The organism is Stenotrophomonas sp. MYb238, from assembly GCF_009496535.1.
GTDB lineage: Bacteria > Pseudomonadota > Gammaproteobacteria > Xanthomonadales > Xanthomonadaceae > Stenotrophomonas.
Window position 1 is genome coordinate 11911 of the sequence record NZ_WIDL01000006.1, and the last position, 19366, is coordinate 31276.

Annotated in this window: 13 protein-coding genes; 2 read left to right on the plus strand and 11 right to left on the minus strand. The window is 70.5% G+C overall.

Annotated elements, in window-relative coordinates:
• Positions 1-24 precede the first annotated feature (24 nt).
• From CQ393_RS05680 to CQ393_RS05690, 3 genes are all read right to left on the minus strand, one after another.
• Positions 25-1389: an MATE family efflux transporter gene (locus tag CQ393_RS05680; protein ID WP_153190631.1), complete on the minus strand. Its 1365-nt coding sequence runs from the start codon at positions 1387-1389 to the stop codon at positions 25-27.
• A gap of 148 nt (positions 1390-1537) precedes the next feature.
• Positions 1538-2110: a DUF3106 domain-containing protein gene (locus CQ393_RS05685; protein ID WP_153190632.1), complete on the minus strand. Its 573-nt coding sequence runs from the start codon at positions 2108-2110 to the stop codon at positions 1538-1540.
• The gene (locus tag CQ393_RS05690) at positions 2097-3125 is read right to left on the minus strand and encodes a hypothetical protein (RefSeq protein WP_153190633.1); all 1029 of its coding nucleotides are present in this window, start codon (positions 3123-3125) and stop codon (positions 2097-2099) included. Before CQ393_RS05690 ends, CQ393_RS05685 begins: the two co-directional genes overlap by 14 nt.
• A gap of 104 nt (positions 3126-3229) precedes the next feature.
• Between CQ393_RS05690 and CQ393_RS05695 the strand changes: the two genes are divergently transcribed.
• Both CQ393_RS05695 and CQ393_RS05700 read left to right on the plus strand, forming a co-directional pair.
• Complete coding sequence (locus tag CQ393_RS05695; RefSeq protein ID WP_153190634.1) at positions 3230-3451, plus strand: hypothetical protein; 222 nt, start codon at positions 3230-3232, stop codon at positions 3449-3451.
• 170 nt (positions 3452-3621) lie between these two features.
• A complete protein-coding gene (locus CQ393_RS05700) occupies positions 3622-5817 on the plus strand; it encodes a primosomal protein N' (protein WP_153190635.1) in 2196 nt (731 codons plus the stop codon).
• A 42-nt stretch (positions 5818-5859) separates the two neighbouring features.
• Here CQ393_RS05700 and CQ393_RS05705 read toward each other — a convergent pair whose 3' ends face one another.
• From CQ393_RS05705 to CQ393_RS05740, 8 genes are all read right to left on the minus strand, one after another.
• On the minus strand, positions 5860-6969 hold the full coding sequence (locus CQ393_RS05705) for a serine hydrolase domain-containing protein (RefSeq protein ID WP_153190636.1): 1110 nt from the start codon (positions 6967-6969) through the stop codon (positions 5860-5862).
• 229 nt (positions 6970-7198) lie between these two features.
• Positions 7199-8632, minus strand: a complete 1434-nt coding sequence (locus CQ393_RS05710; RefSeq protein WP_153190637.1) for a glycoside hydrolase family 47 protein — start codon at positions 8630-8632, stop codon at positions 7199-7201.
• On the minus strand, positions 8632-11304 hold the full coding sequence (locus tag CQ393_RS05715; protein WP_153190638.1) for a glycoside hydrolase family 2 protein: 2673 nt from the start codon (positions 11302-11304) through the stop codon (positions 8632-8634). The genes CQ393_RS05710 and CQ393_RS05715 overlap by 1 nt, the downstream gene beginning before the upstream one ends.
• A gap of 220 nt (positions 11305-11524) precedes the next feature.
• Positions 11525-12754: an AGE family epimerase/isomerase gene (locus CQ393_RS05720; RefSeq protein WP_153190639.1), complete on the minus strand. Its 1230-nt coding sequence runs from the start codon at positions 12752-12754 to the stop codon at positions 11525-11527.
• Positions 12751-13746: a carbohydrate kinase gene (locus CQ393_RS05725; protein WP_153190640.1), complete on the minus strand. Its 996-nt coding sequence runs from the start codon at positions 13744-13746 to the stop codon at positions 12751-12753. Before CQ393_RS05725 ends, CQ393_RS05720 begins: the two co-directional genes overlap by 4 nt.
• A gap of 6 nt (positions 13747-13752) precedes the next feature.
• Positions 13753-15060 (minus strand): sugar MFS transporter, encoded by a 1308-nt coding sequence (locus CQ393_RS05730; protein WP_153190641.1) that lies wholly within the window; start codon positions 15058-15060, stop codon positions 13753-13755.
• Positions 15061-15103: 43 nt separating this feature from the next.
• Entirely contained in the window at positions 15104-16165 is a 1062-nt protein-coding gene (locus CQ393_RS05735; RefSeq protein ID WP_153190642.1) for a LacI family DNA-binding transcriptional regulator, read from the minus strand.
• 133 nt (positions 16166-16298) lie between these two features.
• Positions 16299-18752 carry a GH92 family glycosyl hydrolase gene (locus tag CQ393_RS05740; protein WP_153190643.1) on the minus strand — a complete coding sequence of 818 codons (2454 nt, stop codon included), beginning with the start codon at positions 18750-18752 and terminating at the stop codon, positions 16299-16301.
• Positions 18753-19366: the final 614 nt, after the last annotated feature.

A 19366-nucleotide genomic window follows, 5' to 3' on the forward strand; every position in this document is an offset into this window, starting at 1 on the left:
GGCAGGGCCGGCATGGGCTTCAAGTCAGGGTGCCGCAGGGTGGAGCAGGCGCTGGCTGCTGACCCGCAGGCGCCAGCCCATCAGCACCGCGGCGGCGGTCAGGCCCATGATCAGGCCGATCCACATGCCCTGCGGGCCCCAGCCCAGGCCCAGGCCGAGCCCGGCGCCGAGCGGCATGCCCACGCCCCAGTACGCGAACATGGCGATGAACATCGGCACGCGCGTGTCCTTGAGCCCGCGCAGCGCGCCGGCCGACAGCACCTGGATGCCGTCGGGGAACTGGAAGGTGGCCGCGTACAGCAGCAGCGTGGAAGCCAGCGCGGCCACGGCCAGGTCGTCGGTGTACAGCCGCACCACCGCATCGTGGCCCAGCAGCAGCACGGTGATCGACAGCATCTGCGTGACCAGCACGATGGCGTAGCCGGCCCAGGTGGCGCGGCGCACGCCCAGCGCATCGTTGCCGCCCACGGCGTGGCCGACGCGCACGGTGGTGGCCTCGGCCACGCCCATCGGGATCATGAAGCACAGCTGGGCGACGTTGATGGCGATCTGGTGCGCGCTGGCCTCGACCGCGCCGATGCGGCCGATCAACAGCGCGGTGATGATGAACAGGCCGCCTTCCATCAGCACGGTGATGCCGATCGGCAGGCCGGTCCGCAGCAGGTCCCAGATCGCGCGCCAGCGCGGCGGCTCGAAATGCCCGAACAGCTGCAGGTGCGCGAAACGCCGGGTCTTCCACAGGTAGCCGGCAAAGCACAGCGCCTGCAGCCACATCGTCACCGACGAGGCGATGCCCAGGCCTTCGGCGCCCAGCTCCGGAAAGCCGAACCGGCCGTTGCACAGCGCATAGCCCAGAGGCCCCAGCACCAGCAGCCCGCCGAAGCCCAGCAGCATGGTCGGCAGCGTCCAGTGCATGCCCTCGCTCAGGTAGCGCATGCAGAAGTACAGCGTCAGCGCCGGCACGCCCCAGCGGATCGCATGCAGGAAGCCGGTGGCGCCGGGCACGATGTCCGGGGCGATGCCGAAGGCCGGCAGGAACGCCGGCACCACGCTGAGGAAGGCGAACATCAGCACGCTCAGGCCCATGCCCAGCCACAGCGCCTGGCGGAACAGCGGGCCGATGGCGCGCTCGCGGCCGGCGCCGTGCAGCTGCGACACCGAGGCGGTCAGCGAGATCAGCGTGCCGATCGGCACCAGCATCGGCAGCCACAGCAGGGCGGTGCCGATGCTGACCGCGGCGAAGGTGTCGGTGCCGTGGTGGCCGGCGATGGTGTTGTCGACGAACGCGATCAGGCCGGTCGAGACATGGCCCAGGACCAGCGGCAGGGCAAGCAAGCCGGTGGCGCGCACTTCCTGGCGGAAGCGCGGCGTGGCGGAAAGGGTGGACATACGGGGAAGAACGCGGACTGCGGCCGGCGCGGGACGCGCTGTTGCCGGGTCGCGGAAGCCGGCCATTGTAAGGGCAGCGGGTGAATGGGAGTGAAGGCCTGCCGCGATGCAGGCACGATCCGGCGGTCAAGCCGCGCGCGGCGTCCCGTCAGCGGGCTTCGGTCTTGCGCCGCAGCCAATCGCCACGACCGCCGGCAGGCACGGCCAGCAGCTGCGTGCGCAGCGCGTCGCGCTCCTGCGGCGGCGTGCGCTGCGACAGCAGGGCCAGCTGCGCCAGCTGTCCCGCGTCGAGCTCGCGCAGCAGGGCCAGCATCGGTTCGCGCTGCGCTTCGGGCAGATAACCGAGCAACGGCTGCAGATTCGGGTACAGCGCGCCCAGTTGCGGGCCCAGCCGCCAGCCGTCGCGGTACAGGCGGTCCAGACCGAGGAAACGCCCGTGCAGGGCCGCGCGCTCGTCCGCCGGCAGGGCCGCCACGGCGGCCGCGGCCGCACGCACGCGCTGCCGCTCGGATTCGGGCAATGCGCGCCACGCCGCGTAGCGCGCGCGCAGTTCCTGTTGCCGCACGGGCCCCAGCGCCGGCCAGCGCGACTGCAGGTCCGCATCCGTCACGGCAGCGTCCGGCGTCCCGGGAACCAGCGAGCGGGCGGCCGGCGTCGCCAGTGCCGGCACCGCGGCCAGCGCCATCAGCAGCAGCGGCAACAGGCGCTCAATCTTCCGCATCGACCGTCTCCAGCGCGCTACCGGGCGGTTCGGTGCGGCCGGGCTGCGCCTGCGACTCGTCCACCGGCACCGGGCCGCCGGCCGCATGCCAGGCATAGAAATCGGCGTCCTGCGCCAGCGCCAGCTCCGGATCGGCCAGCATCGCCGCGTCCGCCGCGGCGCGGCTGCCGTCGGCCGGGGGCGCGGCGGGAACGTCCTCGGCGGGCAATGCCTCGACCTGTACCGGACCGTTGTCCGATACCGCGCCTTCGGCCGCCGGCGCGGCCGTGCCGGGCAACGCCAGCCCGTGTTCGCGCCACCACCAGGCCGCGACGGCCGCGAGCAGGAGCAGCGGCAGGCACAGCAGCAGCCAGGTCCGCCAGGTCCAGCGCGAACCCGCGCGGCGCGGTGGGCGTGCGGCCCGGTCGCCGGCGTCGGCCCGCCGCGCCGGCGCCGAATCGGGAGCGGGAGCCGGCGTACGCGCGTGCGCCGCGGCGGCCGCCATCGATCCGCGCAGGTGGTCCAGCTGCTGCAGCCGGTCCGGCGGGAGATCGCGCACCTGCGCCTGCACCTGCTCGGCCAGCCCGCGCCAGGCCGCCGCATCCGGATAGCCCTGCACGTCCAGCGGGCAGGCGGCGGACAGGGCCCGCCGGTAGTCTTCCGGCGCCATGCCCAGGACCGTCGCGGCGGCGTCCTCGTCCAACCCGGCGCCGATGCGCAGCAGCAGCGCCAGCCGCTCGGCCGGCGCGAGCCCGCGCAGGTGCGCCAGCGGCGGCGGCCAGCTGCCGCCCGTGGACGGTGCGCGCAGCTGCGGGCTTCCGCACAGCAGGCTCCAGAAACGTACCGGCCAGTCCGCCAAAGGCATGCCGGCGGCCGGCCCGGCGAAAGCCCGCATGGCCGCCGCCACGGCATGGCCCGCGGCGTCCCCGTCGCCGCCCTGCAACCCGGCGACGACCAGGGCGCGGCGTTCGACGCCTTTCAGGAAAGCGGACAGGGCACCGGCTGCGGCCGTGGTGGAAGAGGCGGATGCGGCCATCAGGGGAACTCCTTCATCGCCCGGAATGATACCCAGCGCATCCGCCGGTGCGGACAGCCCGCGCACCGGCCTGCACACCGTCTTCACGCCCGCCAGAACGGCCCATGCCGCAACTTGTGCACAGCGTCAATAGCCTGGCCGCGATCCGCCGCGATTTCGTCACGGCAGCCGTGTTTCGCTTTTGTTTCACGCACAAGCCGTTGATTCTAAAAGACTTGATCGCATGGCTATTTTTTGACCAAGTTGAGGGAAAGGCTTCAACCACCGCCTTGGACGCGTGGAGCACAACGCTGATGCACAGAGTTATCCACAATTTGTGTGGATAAGCCCAAATCTCCAGTCGCGGCCTGTGTTTACGCGGTGTTTATGCTCCCGGCCGCAACAAGCGCACGCAAGTTGGCCACTGCCGCAGGCGGGCGCTACAGACCCTTTGCACCCGGCGTCGCCGGCATGGCGGGGGTGTGCCAGGCAACGGCCGCCACCTACACTGCCGCCCATGCCCCGCTGCCCCACCCTGCGCATCGCCCTGCCGGTTCCGTTGCCGCAGACCTTCGATTACCTGCCGCCGGCCGGCAGCCCGTCGCCGGTGGCCGGCGATGTCGGGCGCCGGGTCAAGGTGCCGTTCGGCAACCGCGAGCTGGTCGGCCTGGTCGAGGGCATCGGCGCGGTGGAGGATGCGGCGGCGCTGCGCGAGGCCCTCCAATGGCTGGACGGCCCGCCGCTGCTGGGCGGGGAGCTGCTTGCCTCGCTGCGCTGGCTGGCGCGCTACACCCACGCGCCGCTGGGCGAGGTGGCCGCAACCGCGCTGCCGGCGCCGTTGCGGCGTGGCGAGCCGCTGCCCGACACCCACGACTGGGGCTGGGAACTGACCGACGCCGGCCGCGACGGGCTGCCGCGGCTGCGCAGTGGCACCCGGCCGCAGCGCCTGGCCGGGTTGCTGGGGGACGGCCCGCTGGCCGAGGACGCGCTCGAAACGCGCATGGACGGTTGGCGCGAAGCCGGCCGCGCCCTGCTCAAGCGCGGCTTCGCGCGGCGGGCGGCGATGCCGGCGGCGGTGCCGGTCGCCCATCCGGTTTCCGGTCCGGTGCCAAACGCGCAGCAACAGGCGGCGATCGAGGCGATAACCGCGGCCGACGGCTTCCATCCCTTCCTGCTCGACGGCGTCACCGGCAGCGGCAAGACCGAGGTCTACCTGCAGGCCATCGCCCGCTGCCTGGAGCAGGGCCGGCAGGCGCTGGTGCTGGTGCCGGAGATAGGCCTGACCCCGCAGATGCTCGCCCGCTTCCGCGCCCGCCTGGGCATCGCGGTGCATGCGCTGCATTCGGGCCTGAACGACAACGAGCGCGCGCGGGTATGGGCGGCCGCCTCGCGCGGACAGGCGCGGGTGATCGTCGGCACCCGCTCGGCGGTGTTCACGCCGCTGCCGCAGGCCGGGCTGCTGATCGTCGACGAGGAACACGACGGCAGCTACAAGCAGCAGGACGGCATCCGCTACCACGCCCGCGATTTCGCGCTGGTGCGCGGCAAGGCGCTGGACGTGCCGGTGGTGCTGGGCAGCGCCACGCCGTCGCTGGAATCGCTGCACAACGCGCGCGCCGGCCGCTACGCCCACCTGCGCCTGCGCCAGCGCGCCGGCGACGCGCGGCCGCCGGCGGTGCGGGTGTTCGACGTGCGCAAGCGGCCGCTGCAGGACGGCCTGTCGCCGGAAGTGCTGGCCGGCATCGAGCAGCACCTGCGCGCCGGCAACCAGGTGCTGGTGTTCAAGAACCGCCGCGGCTACGCGCCGGTGCTGCTGTGCCACGACTGCGGCTGGACCGCGCCGTGCCGCCGCTGCAGCACGCCGCTGCACGCCACGCCGATGACCGTGCACGGCGCCGGGCGCCGCCTGCAGTGCCACCACTGCGGCGCGCGCGCGCCGGTGCCGCTGGCCTGCCCGGACTGCGGCAGCCTGGCGCTGCAGCCGCAGGGCATCGGCACCGAGCGGCTGGAGGAACGGCTGCTGCAGCTGTTCCCGGATTACCCGGTGCTGCGCATCGACCGCGGCACCACCACGCGTCGCGACGCGCTGGAACAGACCCTGGCCACGCTCGGCGAGCAGCCCGGCATCCTGGTCGGCACGCAGATCCTGGCCAAGGGCCACGACCTGCCGCGGCTGACCCTGGTGGTGGTGGTCGGCATCGACGAAGGCCTGTTCTCCGCCGACTTCCGCGCCAGCGAGAAGCTGGCCCAGCAGTTGATCCAGGTCGCCGGCCGCGCCGGCCGCGCCGAGCGCGCCGGCGAGGTCTGGCTGCAGACCCATCATCCGGACAACGCGCTGCTGCACACGCTGGTCAACGGCGGCTACCACGCCTTCGCCGACGCCGAACTGGCGCAGCGCGAGGCCGCGGGCTTCCCGCCGTTCGCGCACCTGGCGCTGATGCGCGCCGAGGCCAAGCAGGTGGAACAGGCCAACGAATTCCTGGCCGCGGCCAGGCAGCTCATCCCCGGGGAAAGCGCTGTCGAACGCTACGGCCCGATGCCGGCGCCGATGCCGCGCCGCGCCGGTTTCCAGCGCACGCAGCTGCTGCTGTCGGCCACGCAGCGGCGCGCGCTGCACGGCCTGCTCGACCTGCTGATGCCGCAGATCCATGCGCTGCCGCAGGCGCGGCGCGTGCGCTGGTCGCTGGACGTGGACCCGATGGACCTGTACTGATCGCGCTGCACGGCCGCGCCCCGAAGCAACGACGGCGATGGCTCAGTGCGGCCTACCGGCCGGCACCGCGCGATAGAACCCGGCGATCTGCGGGATGAAGGCCTGCGGATCGGCCCCGACCAGGTTGGTCAGCACGACCACCGCCAATCCCTCGTCCGGATAGACGCGGAAGGCCGCGCGGGCGCCGCCCATGGCGGTCGCTTCGCGATGGGGAGAAGCGCCGGCCACGGGCCAGCCGGCGCCCCAGTCGCCCTCGCTGCCATCGTCCAGGCGCTCGGGCACCCACATGCGCTCGCGCAGGCCGGCATCGATCAGCCGCCCCTGCAGCAGCGCCATCAGCCACAGCGCCAGTTCGTCGGCGGTGGTCTGGATGCCGCCACCCGCCCAGAGTCCCCGCGGCACGTCGTAGAACCAGTGCGACAGCCGCGCCGGCGCGTCCGGCGCGTCGGTGCGGCGCGGGAAGAAGCTGTACACGGTGGCCGCGCCGGCAACCAGGTCGTAGCTGTCGCCGAACACCGAGCGGCGCATGCCGAGCGGCGCGAACTGGCGTCCGGCCACGAAATCCTCGTAAGGCATCGCGGCCTGCCGCTCGACGATCCGCGCCAGCAGGCCGTAGTTGGTCTGGTTGTAGGCGAAGCGCTCGCCTGGCTTCGCCTCGAGCGGCATGCGCATCACCGCGCGCCAGGCGTCCTGCTCCGATCCACCGCCGACCAGGCCCTGCGCATCGACGATGTCCGGCAGGCCGGAGGTGTGCGCGAGCAGCTGGCGGACGCGGATCCCGCGCCAGTCCGGCGGAAGGTCCGGCAGATAGGTCGAGATCGGCGCCTGCAGGTCGATGCGCCCGGCCTGGACCAGTTGCATCACCGCCACGCCGGTGAACGCCTTGGTCGCCGAGTTGATCGGGAACAGGGTCGTACGCTCGACCGGCTGGCGGTTCTCGACGTTGGCCAGGCCATGGCTTTCGGAAAGCAGCAGGCGGCCATCCCGGATGACGGCAACCTGCAGGCCGGGAATGCCCCTGTCCTTCATCGTCGCGCGGATGAAGTCGCGGGTCGCGGCGTTGGCGTCGACCAGGGACGCGGCGCCGGCGGGGACGCTGGCCAGCAGCGCAATCGCCGCCAGCAGCAGGAAACGGCAGGGTGTGGCGCGCATCGGTCTTCCTCTTGTCGTCATGCCATGCACGCGTCCTCGTGGAGGCGTGCGACTGGACATTGGATGCTGGGGAAGACCGTAGGGTTTAAACGACGGCTGCGCCGCCGGCGCTGCCGCCGGGGCGGCGCGAAAAAGCAAAGGCCTGCGCGCCATCGGCACGCAGGCCCTGATCGCTCGCCCTCACGCCCACGCCAAACGGCGTGGGCGGATGCGGAAGGGACCGCGCGGCTTACCAGGTCCTGCGCAGCGGGTGCGCTTCGGTGTTGAACACCACGCCGTCGAAGTCCAGGGTCTTGGCCGGGGCGAACAGCAGGTAGTAGTACTTGAAGGTCTCGGCGAACAGGAAGCTCTCCATCGAGTCGTCCTTCTCCTTGCTGCGCACGTCCTTCAGCGCCGAGAAACCGTGCTCGGTGCGGGTGTACTTCACGAAGTCGTCGAAGAACTCCTTGCCCATGCCGCGGTAGCGCGCATCGCCGGTGTAGTGGTGCAGGTAGTAGGCCGACTCGACGATCTCCGGGCGCAGCGCGTAGCCGGGCGAGCGCACTTCCATCGCCGCGTAGTCCAGCGACTCCGGTTCGATGCCGTTCAAACGCCACATCTTCAGGTTGGACTCCTGCAGGCGTTTGGCGCGGTCCAGGTCGCCGCCCAGCGCAAGCAGGCCCGGCATGAAGGCATCCAGCGCGCCGTAGGTGGTGGAGGTGCGCGCGCCGCTGTCCATGTCGGCGTGGCCGTACCACAGCTCGCCCTCGCGCACGTCGTCGGCCAGGTACTGGTTGAGCGGGCCGATGCTGTCTTCCCACATGCGCTTGCAGTCTTCGTCGCCGAACAGCTTCCAGCACTTGAGCAGGTACTCGTAGTACGAGTCGATGCCGCCGGCGATCGAGGCGTCCTTGTTGGTCCATTCGCCGCTTTCGACATCGATGTTCAGGCCGACCAGGCCGATCCTGGAGCGGCGCTTGTAGGTCTCCACCAGCGCGCGCTTGGCCTTGTCGTAGTACGCCTGCTTGCCGGTGAGCTTGGCCAGGGTGCCGAACTCCAGCAGCAGGGTGCCGGTCTCGGCCGGATTGCTGATCCTGCCGCGGGTCTTGCCGGTGCGCAGGTTGACGTGGGTGTACGGCAGGCCGGTGGGGCTGTCGAACACCGGCGACAGGCGCGTGCCCAGGTCGTCGGCGAGCTTGAGCAGGCGCTCGTCGTTGGTCATCTGGTAAGCCGACAGCAGGCCGCCGAGCAGGCGGATGGTGACCTCGAAGTTCTGCACCTCGACATCCTGGTCGAACGACAGCTGGCCGACGATCAGCTCGCGCGCCTCGTCGGCTTCCTTGTCCATGCCCAGCAGCAGCAGCGTGTCCAGCGCATCGACCGGCGACATCAGCAGCGGCACCGGGTACCAGTCGCGCGGCTGCGCGCTGATCGGCTTCAGGTCGTCGTGGCCCTTGGCGTACTGCATGTAGCCCTGCCAGGCGTGGCGGGTCGCCTCGCGCACCTGTTCGGCCATGCGTGCGGCTTCGGCATCGTCGACGGCCGGCACGTCGGCGGACGCGGCCGTTCCGGTGGGCGCGGCATCGGCGGGCGCGGCGCTGGAAGCGGGCGGCGCCGGATTGCAGGCGGACAGCGCCAGCAGCAGGGCGGCGGCGAGGGGGGCATTGCGCAGGGCTCGGTTCATCATCGGGTCCTCGGGGTGGAAGCGGGGTCTTGCGGTGGAACGGAAGTGGCGTGCAGCGTGTCGCCCAGCGTGCGCAGGCGCAGCGCCGCGCGCAGGGCGTCCAGGCTGGCGTCGCCGCGCACGCGCAGGTCGCGGGTTTCGCCGGGCAGCAGGTCGAAGGCGTTGTCGTCCACACGCGCGCCGGTGTCGCCGAAATCGACCCACACCGCGCGCACCAGGCCGTCGGCGTGCAGCCGCAGGCGATAGCCATCGCCGTCTGCGCGCAGTTCGGCGTGCAACTGGTTGGCGGCAAGCGCCTGCGTCCTGGCCGGCACGAAATGCACCAGCCGCCGCGCGATCACATCGCCGCCCTGCAGCAGTTCGAACGCCGCCACGCTGCGTGCCGGGTCGTGGCCCTTGAGCAGGTCGGCATCGACCAGCTGCGCCACCTGGGTCGCGGCCATCGGCGCCAGGGTGATGGTCTCCTGCTGGCGCGCGAATTCGCGGCCATCGACCTCCATCACCCGCACGCGCCACCGCGCGGTCAGTGGTTGCCGGCCATCGTTGAGCAGGCTGAAGCGGGTGACGCCATCCTCGTCGCGCAGCGCGGCCACCGCCACGTCGGCGAAGAAACGGCGCGCGTGGTAGTGCAGCGCCTTCCAGTGGCCGAAGTAATCGATGCTCGACCACGACGCGCCCGGCCATACGTCGTTGAGCTGCCAGTACAGCGAGCCCATCGTGTACGGCCGCGAGGCGCGGTGGTGCAGCGCGGCCAGCTCGATGCCCTCGGCCTGCATCACCTGGCCGAGGTAGACGAAATCGGCGAACGAGGCTGGCGTGCCGTACTCGCGCTCGATGTAGTGCAGCAGGCGCTCGTTGCCCTTGCCGGCCATGAACTTCTGGTGGGCGCGGATCACCGGGCCATCGATCTGCTGCTCGTCGCGGCTGGCGAACGCGTCCACCGTGGACAGCTGCGGCCACGCCTGCAGGCCGTATTCGGACATGAAGCGCGGGGTTTCATGCAGGTAGGCCGTCGCCGGCAGCGCCGGACCGCCCCACACGTCCCAGTAGTGCTTGTCGCCGCGCCGGGAGTCGTTGGCCTTCTCGTCCAGGTCGTTGCTCGGCGAGCTGGACCAGTACGGCACGCCCAGCGCCTCCTCGGCCACCACCTGGCGCAGGTCGTTGCCGAACAGGTCCACGTAGCCCTGCCATACCTTCGCCGCGAAGGCGGGGTCGGCCGCGGTCAGCTGCTTGCGGTGGCCCCAGTCTTTCCAAGCGGTTTCTTCCTCGTTGTTGCCGCACCACAGCACGATGCTGGGGTGGTGGCGCAGGCGGCGGATGTTGTCGCGCGCCTCGGCCACCACGTTGGCGCGGAACGCCGGGTCGTAGCCGGGCTGCATGCCGCCGCCGAACATGAAGTCCTGCCACACCAGCAGGCCGAGCTCGTCGGCGATGTCGAAGAAATCGTCGCTCTCGTAGTAGCCGCCGCCCCAGTTGCGCAGCATGTTCATGTTGGCGTCGCGCGCGGCCTGCAGGTCGCGGCGCAGGCGCTCGCGGGTGACGCGCGCCGGGAAGGATTCGAACGGAATGACGTTGGCGCCCTTGGCGAACACCGGCACGCCGTTGATGACGAACGCGAAGCCCTGCCCACCCTCGGCATCTTCGTCGCGCTGCAGCTGCACGCTGCGCAGGCCGGTGCGGAGCGCGGCCTCGCGCGCGGGGTCGCCACCGCCATCGAGGCGTGCCTGCACGGTGTAGCGGTCCTGCGCGCCGTAACCCACCGGCCACCAGCGCCGCGGCTGCGCGATCTCCAGCGGCAGCTGCAATGCGTTGGCGCCGGGCTGCAGGACGACCTCGCGTTCGATACGGGCAACGCGAAGGCCGTCCGGATCGAGCACATCCACCACGACGCCGGCCTTGCCCGCCGTCGCGCCCTGCTCCACCTGCAGCAGCACGCTCAGGCGCGCGCGCTGGTCGTCCAGCGCGTCGGTGCGCACGGCCAGGCCGGTGATGCGGTGCTGGTCCCAGCTGTCCAGGTGCACCGGCCGCCACACGCCGGCGGTGACGTAACGCGGGCCCCAGTCCCAGCCGAGGTGGTAGGCCGGCTTGCGCGCGAAGTTGCCGACCATCGCGTCCTTGGGTTCGTCGCCATAGGGCGAGGGATAGTTGCCGGCGATCTTGTGCGGCATCGCCTGCACCTGCGGCAGCAGGGTACGGATCGGCGAGCGGAACACGACGCGCAGCTCGTTGCCCTTCGCACGCAGGCGGCCATCGACGTTCGCGCGCCAGGTGCGGTGCGCGTTGTCGGCCTTCAGCAGCGGCTGGCCGTTGAGGCTGACCTCGGCGAAGGTATCCAGGCCGTCGAAGCGCAGTTCGGCATGGCGGCGCGACAGCGTGGCCGCATCGACGTCGAAACGCGCGCGGTATTCCCAGTCGGCCAGGCCGATCCACTGCAGCCCGGCCTCGGGTGCGCCCACGTAGGGATCGCCGATGACGCCGGCCTTGTGCAGGTCGTCGTGCACGCTGCCGGGCACCTGTGCCGGTCGCCACGCATCCAGCCCCGGATGCGCCTGCAGCTGCGTATCGCCCGGCAACAGGCGGAAGCTCCACTGCGCTGCCAGCGGCGTGGCGAAGGCGATGTTTCCCAGGCCGCACAACACGAGCAGCAAGGCGCTGCGCCACAGGCCGGTCATGCGGACTTGCATCGATCCAAATTGAATGCTCACGGACTGCATGGTGGCTCCTTCGTATTGCGGGGTTTTCCCTTCGTTGTTATTCCGTCATTCCCGCGGAGGCAGGAAGCGCTGTTCAACGAACGCATGCAGGGTCAGCGCTCCACCCCTTGCTTCGCTCTCTGTCCAGGCGGAAGCAAGAGCGATCCCGCCCGCGCGGGGACGACGTTCGCAGCTCACCTCACCTGACCAGGTTCAACACTTCGTGGCAGGCGCCCATGGTGTGGTAATCGGTCTTGCCGGCCGGGCTCTTCTCGTCGTCGTACTTGCGGTTGTCGGCATCGAGGATGCGGAACCAGGCGCCGTAGGTGTGATCGACGAGGTGCTCCCACGAGTACGCCCACAGCTTTTCGTACCACTGCCAGTACGCCTCGTTGCCGGTGCGCTTTGCGAGCAGCGCCGCGGCGGCCAACGATTCGGCCTGCACCCAGAAGTACTTGTCGTCGTCGCAGACAAAGCTGTCGCCGCCGATGGCCGCGCCGTCCATGCCCGGCTGCCGGCGCGTTTCCGGCGCGAAACCGTAGTACAGCCCGCCACGCGCCTCGTCCCACGAACGCGTCACCGCGCTGTCGAAAAGGTGGCGCGCGGTCGGCACCAGCCAGTCGGCCTCGACGTGGCGGTCCAGGATCATCAGCAACTTGGCCCACTCGGTCTGGTGGCCGGGCTGGAAACCCCACGGGCGGAACAGGTGTTTGGGGTTGTCGAGGTTGTAGTTCCAGTCGATGTTCCAGTCGACGTCGTAGTGCTCCCACACCAGCCCGCCGGCCTTGGCCGCCTGCCTGCGGGTCATGTTGTCGGCCAGCTGCAGCGCGCGCTCCAGGTAGCGGCGCTCGCCGCTGGCCTCGAACGCTGCCAGCATCGCCTCGCACATGTGCATGTTGGCGTTCTGGCCGCGGTAGCCGGTGAAGTTCCACTGCGCGTCGGCCTCGTCGCGGTACAGGCCGTGCTGCGGCTCCCAGAAGCGCTTTTCCAGCAGCTGCCAGGTCTCGTCCATCCACTCGCGCCCCTGCTCGATGCCGGCCTTGAGCGCGCAGCTGTAGGCCAGCAGCACGAAGGCCACGCCGTAGCAGTGGTTCATGTCGTCCTCGACCTTGCCCTCGCGCAGGGTCCAGGCGTAACCGCCGGTGGCCGGATTGCGGTGCACCTCGCGCAGGTAGCGCACGCCGTGCCTCGCCGCGTCCAGGTACTCGGCGTTGCCGAACTCGCGGTACGCCATGGCGTAGTTGAAGACGAAACGCGTACTGCTGACCAAGTGACGATGGCTGGCGTCGTAGACCGTGCCGTCGTCCTTGTAGTAGTGGAAGAAACCACCGGCAGGGTCGATGCAATGCGGGTGGTAGAAGGCCATGGTGTCGGCGATGTGCGCGCGCAGGAAGGCCGGGGAACGGAAATCGGGAGCGGTGGTGTTCATGCGATGGCGTCCTGTTGCTGCAGCAGCTGCTGCACTTCTTCGAGTCCGGGCATGGCGGCGAAAGCGCCCTTGCGGGTGACCGCCAGCGCGCCGACGGCCGCGGCGAAACGCAGGGTGGCGGTGATCGCGTCGTGGTCGTGGCAGAACGCATCGAACGCCGCACCGGTACCGCCGCGCTCGGCCAGGCCGTACAGCACGCCGCCGACGAAGGCGTCGCCGGCCGCGGTGGTATCGACGGTCGGCACGCGGAAACTGGGCACTTCGCCCTGGGCGTCGCGGGTCAGCCAGCGCAGCGGCGCGGCGCCGTCGGTGACGATCACCCAGCGCGCCTGCGCGCCGAGCAGGCGCCGCAGCACCCGCGCCTCGCCCTCGTCGCCGAGCGGCGCGGCCAGGTAGTCCAGTTCCTCTCGCGACAGCTTGACCAGGTCCGCGCGCTCCAGCGCCTGCCACAGCCACGGGGTCGGATCGACGCCCTGCGGCCACAACGCCGGGCGCAGGTTGAGGTCCAGGCTGACCACCGCGCCGGCGGCGCGCGCGCGGTCCATGCCGGCGAAGGTGGTCGCGGCGATATCCGGTTCGGTCAGGCTGTTGGAGCAGGCGTGGAAGCAGCCGGTGCCGTCGAAGCAGGCCGGATGGAAGTGTTGCTCGCGGAACAGCAGGTCGGCGGCCGGCGGCCGGTAGAAACTGAAACTGCGCTCGCCGCCGGCGTCCAGCGCGATGAAGGCCAGCGCGGTCTTGGCCGCGTCGGTGCGCACGATGCAGTCGGTGAGCACGCCAGCCTCGGCCAGGCTGTCGGCGAGGAAGTCGCCGAACATGTCGCGGCCGAGCATGCCGGCGAAATGGCTGCGCGCGCCGAGCCGCGCGGCCGCCACCGCGACATTGGCCGGCGCCCCGCCGGCGTACTGCAGGAACGCACGCGGCGTTTCCGGCGTGGCCGGCGGCTGCGCCAGTAGATCGATCAAAATCTCACCGAAACAAACGATCTTGCCCATCTGGCCTCAGCCTCCCTGGCCGCTGGCGGTCTGCGGTCGCGAACCGGCCAGGCCGTAGAAAATGATGTAGAGGTAGCACGCCACCGGCAGCGCGAAGCTCAGGTGCAGCCCGATGCGATCGGCCAGCATGCCCTGCAGCAGCGGAATCACCGCGCCGCCGACGATGGCCATGATCAGCAGGCTCGAGGCCTTGTTGGTCAGCGGCCTCAAGCGCTCGATGGCGAGCGAGAAGATGGTCGGGAACATGATCGAGTTGAACAGTCCCGTGGCGACGATGCCGTACATGGCGACCTTGCCGCTGGCCGCCAGGGTCACGCCCAGCAGGATCACGTTGGCCAGCGCGAAACCGGCCAGCAGGCGGCGTGGCGAGTACTGCGCCAGCAGCCACGAGCCGGCGAAACGCCCGACCATCGCGCAGCCCCAGTAGGCGGACACGTAGTTGGTGGCCTGCTGCTCGCTCATGCCGCCGATGTCCGGCAGCGCCAGGTAGTTCACCATCAGGCTGCCGATGGATACCTCGGCGCCGACATAGAAGAAGATTGCCAGCACGCCGAACAGCACGTGAGGATGCCGCAGCGCGTCCATCAGGGTGTGATGCCCGGTGTCGGCCTTTTCGGTGGCCTCGGTCAGGCTGGGCAGGCGGAACAGGTAGACGAACACCGCCAGCAGCGCCAGCGCGATCGCCAGGCCCACGTACGGACCCTGCACCGACTGCGCCTCGGCCGCGCGGTAGGCGATCTGCTCGGCGGCCGGCAGCGCGTCGATCTGCTCGCCGCTCTTGACCGTGGTGCTGAGGATCAGGAAGCCGCCGAACAGCGGCGCCAGCGTGGTGCCCAGCGAGTTCAGCGCCTGCGCCAGGGTCAGACGGCTGGACGCGGTCTGTTCCGGCCCCAGCAGCGCCACGTAAGGATTGGCCGCCACCTGCAGCACGGTGATGCCGGTGGCCAGCACGAACAGCGACGCCAGGAACGCTTCGTACGTGCGCAGCGCCGCCGACGGCCAGAAGCCGAGCGCGCCGACGCCGGCGATCAGCAGGCCGGCGATGATGCCTTTCTTGTAGCCAAGGTGCGCGACCAGCCGCCCCGCCGGCAGCGACATCAGGAAATACGCGCCGAAGAAGGTGAACTGCACCAGCATCGCGCGCGCGTAGTTCAACTCGAACACCGCCTTCAGGTGCGGGATCAGCACGTCGTTGAGGCTGGTCAGGAAGCCCCACATGAAGAACAGGGTGGTGGCCACCGCCAGCGCGACGCGCGGCGTGACCACGGCAGCGGACGAGGCGGGCGTTGACAGCGGTGTGGAAGGGATCGGCATGGCGCGCCTCGGGGTGCGGTGGGGTCGGAAGAAAGAAAGGGGGTCAGGTCGGGCGCGCCGCGCTGCTTTCGCGGATGCGCAGCTGCACCGGGGCGACGGTGCGCATCGGCGGCGCGTCGGGGTTGTCCAGGCGCTGCAGCAGCAGGGCGGCGGCCTGGCGCCCGCGTTCGCGCGGATCGGCGATCAGCGTGGTCAGCGGCGGAACCGCCACCGAGGCCTCGGAGATGTCGTCGAAACCGGTGACGGCGAAATCGCCGCCGGGACGGATGCCGCGCGAGGTCAGGCCCAGCATCAGGCCCAGCGCGACGGTGTCGTTGTAGCAGACCGCCGCGCTCGGGCGTTCGCCATCGGCGAACAGTTCGCCGGTGCGCGCGGCCGCTTCCAGGCGGTTGGGCGCCGACTCGATCATCCATTGCGGCCGCACCGGCAGGCCCGCCTCGGCCAGCGCCTGCTGGTAGCCGGCGCGGCGCTGGTGGCAGGAGCTGGAGGCGGCGTGGCCGCCGAAGAAGGCGATGTCGCGGTGGCCGCGCTCGATCAGATGGCGGGTGGCCAGGTAGGCGCCCTGCTGGTTGTCCATGGTCAGGAAATCCCAGTCGGCGCCGGGCAGTTCGCGGTTGAACAGCAGCACGTTGGCATGCGCGCCCAGCACCTGGCGCAGCTGCGCGGCATCGCTGCCTTCGGCCGGCGACAGGATGAAGCCGGTCGGCGTGTGCTCCATCAGCGTGCTCAGCACCGCCTGCTGCCGCTCGGGCGATTCGCCGGTGCTGCCGAGCAGGGTCACGTAGCCCTTGCCGCCCAGCGCCTCGTCCACGCCGGACGCGAATTCGGCGAAGAACGGGTTGGACAGGTCGTTGATCACCAGCGCGATCGAGGAGGACGTGCGCCGCCGCAGGTTGGCGGCGGTGCGGTTGTACACGTAACGCTGCCGGCGCAGTTCGGCTTCGACCCGGGCACGGGTATCGACGTTGACCAGCGGGCTGCCGCGCAGCACCAGCGACACGGTCGCCCGCGACACGCCCACGGCCTGGGCGATGTCGGTGACGGTGACCGCGCGCTTGCCGGCCCTGCGCGCGGATTTGCCGGTGGTGGAAGTGTCGTTGCTCATCGTCGCTCGGAGGTGGGCGGAAACGTCACAGCTTAAAAGCGGGGGATGGGGAAGTGGGAACGGGGAACCCCGCAGCGCCGCGCGTTGATCGGGAGGCGGCGGCTTCCTTTCGCGATGTCACCCGCTCGCCGGCTCATTCCATCGTGCTGCCGGGCGTGGCGCACCAGGAGACCGGCAGGTCGGCCACGTCCGTGCCCCAGCCCTGCTCCGGCGCCTGCCGGGTCAGCGCGTAGCGGATGGTGCCGCCCTTGCTCAGCTGCGCCCAGTCCAGCCACACCGCGCGCTGCGGCTTGCCGTCGACCTGCACGCCCTGGATGTACTGCAGGCTGCGGCCATCGGCGCCGGGAGCCTGCAGGCGCAGCGTGCGGCCGTTACCCAGCGCGATCTCGGCCCTTGCGAAGCGCGGCGCATGCAGCAGGAACTGGCCGCTGCCCGGCACCGCGGGGTACAGGCCCAGCGCGCTGAACAGGTACCACGCCGACATCGTGCCCAGGTCGTCGTTGCCGGTGACGCCGTTGGGCGCGTTGGTGAACAGCTGCTGCGCGGCGCGCACCACCGTGGCGGTCTTCCACGGCTGGCCGATCAGCGTGTACATCCACGGCGAGTGCAGGTCCGGCTCGTTGTTCGGGTTGTAGCGGTACTGGTTGTAGTAGCTGTATGGGCCGACCACCCACTCCTTGCGCGCGGCGGTCAGCGGCGCCTGCGCCAACGCGTCGTAGGCGAAGAACGCGTCCAGCCGGCGCCCGGCCTGCTCGCGGCCGTGCATCGCCGTCACCAGGCCCGGCACGTCCTGCTGCGCCAGCCACTGGTACTGCCAGGCGGTGCCTTCGTGGAAACCGTGCTGCGAACGCGGGCTGTAGTGGCCGTCGGCCGGCGTGTACCACTTGCCGTGCTCGTCGCGCGGACGCGGGAAACCGCTGAAGCCGGTCTCGGCGTCGCGCACCTGCGGGTCCCATACCTTGTGCCAGTTGCGGCCGCGCTCGCGCAGCACCGCCGCGTCGTCGGCATGGCCCAGGCCATCGGCCATCTGCGACAGCGCGCAATCGGCCAGCGCGTACTCCAGCGTGGCCGAACCGCCGTGGTGCGGGTCCACGTCCATGCCCTTGGACGGGAACGCGCGGTCGTAGACCACGTAGCCGTCGCGCAGGTAGCTGGCGTTGCCGGAGCGGCCGGCGGCGCGCGAGTTCAGCGGCGGCATGCCGAAGGCGTTGCGGCGCAGCGCGGCCCAGGCCTCGCCCTCGCGGCCGGCCAGCGCGCCGAAGCGCCACAGGTCGACCATGAACGGCGTGACCGGGTCGCCGGTCATGATGTTGGTCTCGAAGTTGGCATAGCCCCAGCGCGGCAGCCAGCCGCCCTGTTCGTCGATCGCCAGCAGGGTGCGGCCGATGTCGCGCGCCACGTCCGGCTTGGTCAACGCCAGCCACTGGTTCTGCGCGCGGTAGGTGTCCCACAGCGAGAAGTACTCGTAGTAGGTCCAACCGTCGGCGCGGTGGATCGCGTCGTCGTAACCGCGGTAGCGGCCATCGGCGTCGTTGCCGGTCATCGGCATCAGCAGCGCGTGGTACAGCGCGGTGTACAGCACGGTGCGGTCGTCGGCGTTGCCGCCCTCGACCTGCACGCCCGCCAGTTCCCTGCGCCAGCCCTGCCGCGCCAGGTCATGCATGCGGTCGAAACCGAGCAGGGCGTCGCCGTCCATGCCGTCGGCGCGCAGGTTGTTGCGCGCGCCCTCGGCGTCGACGTGCGAGATCGCGCTGGTGGCGGTGACGGACCTGCCATCGGCCAAGTCGAAGCTCAGCCACGCGCCGTTGGGCTTGAGCTCGCCTTCCATGCTGTGGCGCGCGCCCGGCAGGCCGCCCTGCTCGCCCCAGGTGCCGAAGGCCTTGAACGGGCGGTCGAACTCGATGCGGAACCAGGTGGTGTACTGGTGGCCGCCGCAGAAGCTCTTGGTGACCAGCTTGCCTTCCACCGCGCGGTCGCCGACCACGTCGATCACGCTGCCGATCACCGAATGGCGCTCGTTGGCCTGGCCGAGGTTGACCAGCACGTGGCCTTCCGCGCTGCCGGCGCCGAAGGTGTAGCGCTCGGCGGCGGCGCGGGTACGCGCGGTGGCCTCCACGTCGATGCCGCCGTAGTCGGTCAGGCGCACCCTGTAGTAGCCGGCCTGCCCCACTTCGCCATCATGGCTGTAGGCCGAGGCGTAGCGCTTGTGGTCGAAACGCTTGGCATCGGCGGTGTCGAAGTCGCCGCCGGGACCGATGCTGCCGGTGACCGGCAGCACCGACACCTGCCCGCCCTGCTCCCAGCAGCCGGCGCCGGACACGAACGAATGGCCGAAACCGCGGATCTTCTCGTCGTCGTAGCGCCAGCCCGAGTAGTGGCTGCCGATCGGGCTGACCTGGATCAGGCCGAACGGCGCCGACGCGCCCGGGAAGGTGTTGCCGTCGTCCTTGCTGCCGATGAAGGTGTTGACCTCGCGCTCCAGCGCGAGCGGCGCAGCCGGGAGCGACGACACGAAGGCCAGCGCCAGCAGGCAGGCGAGCCCAGCAGCTGAGCGGTGGCGGGGGGCGGGAGACGGCGATCGGCGCATGCGGTGGTTCCTCAGGGTCGATGTCGATGCGTGGATAGGGTGGTCCGGCCGGAGCCGGACCGGTGATGCCCGGCCCATCCGCGGGGGATGGGGAGAGTGCCGGGATCAGGAAACAGGTGGATGGCGCACGGCCCGCGCTGCCGGAGCCGGCTTGCAGGCGGATGGAAACCGGCGATTCGATTCGGTCATGGTTTTCTCCCCTTAGACCGGGCGACCAACCGCTGCGGACGAGGTCCGCATCCGGGCGATCACCAGGCCTTCCATCGTTCCAAATGGAACATGCACTGAATTTAGATCGATTCAAGTAAACCATGGCAATTCGTCCGGCTGCATTCTGCGCCGCAGCATCACGGCCGTTTCCGGCAGGCATCGGCATAGGCGGTCCATCCCCGGCGCCGAGGTACCGCCCCTCGCCGGCTAAACGTCGCCCACCGCCCGCAAGGCATGTGGGTGCAAGCCTCTTTCGAGGCCCCTGGGCACGGATCGCGACGCTTGCCGTCGGGCTCCGACTTATTGCGCAGCAACATGCGTCGACGATGGCGCTGTGCTAAAAAATCCGCGTCATTCGTTTAGATCGATCCAAATAGAGATCGACTTGCGATTGCCTGCGAACA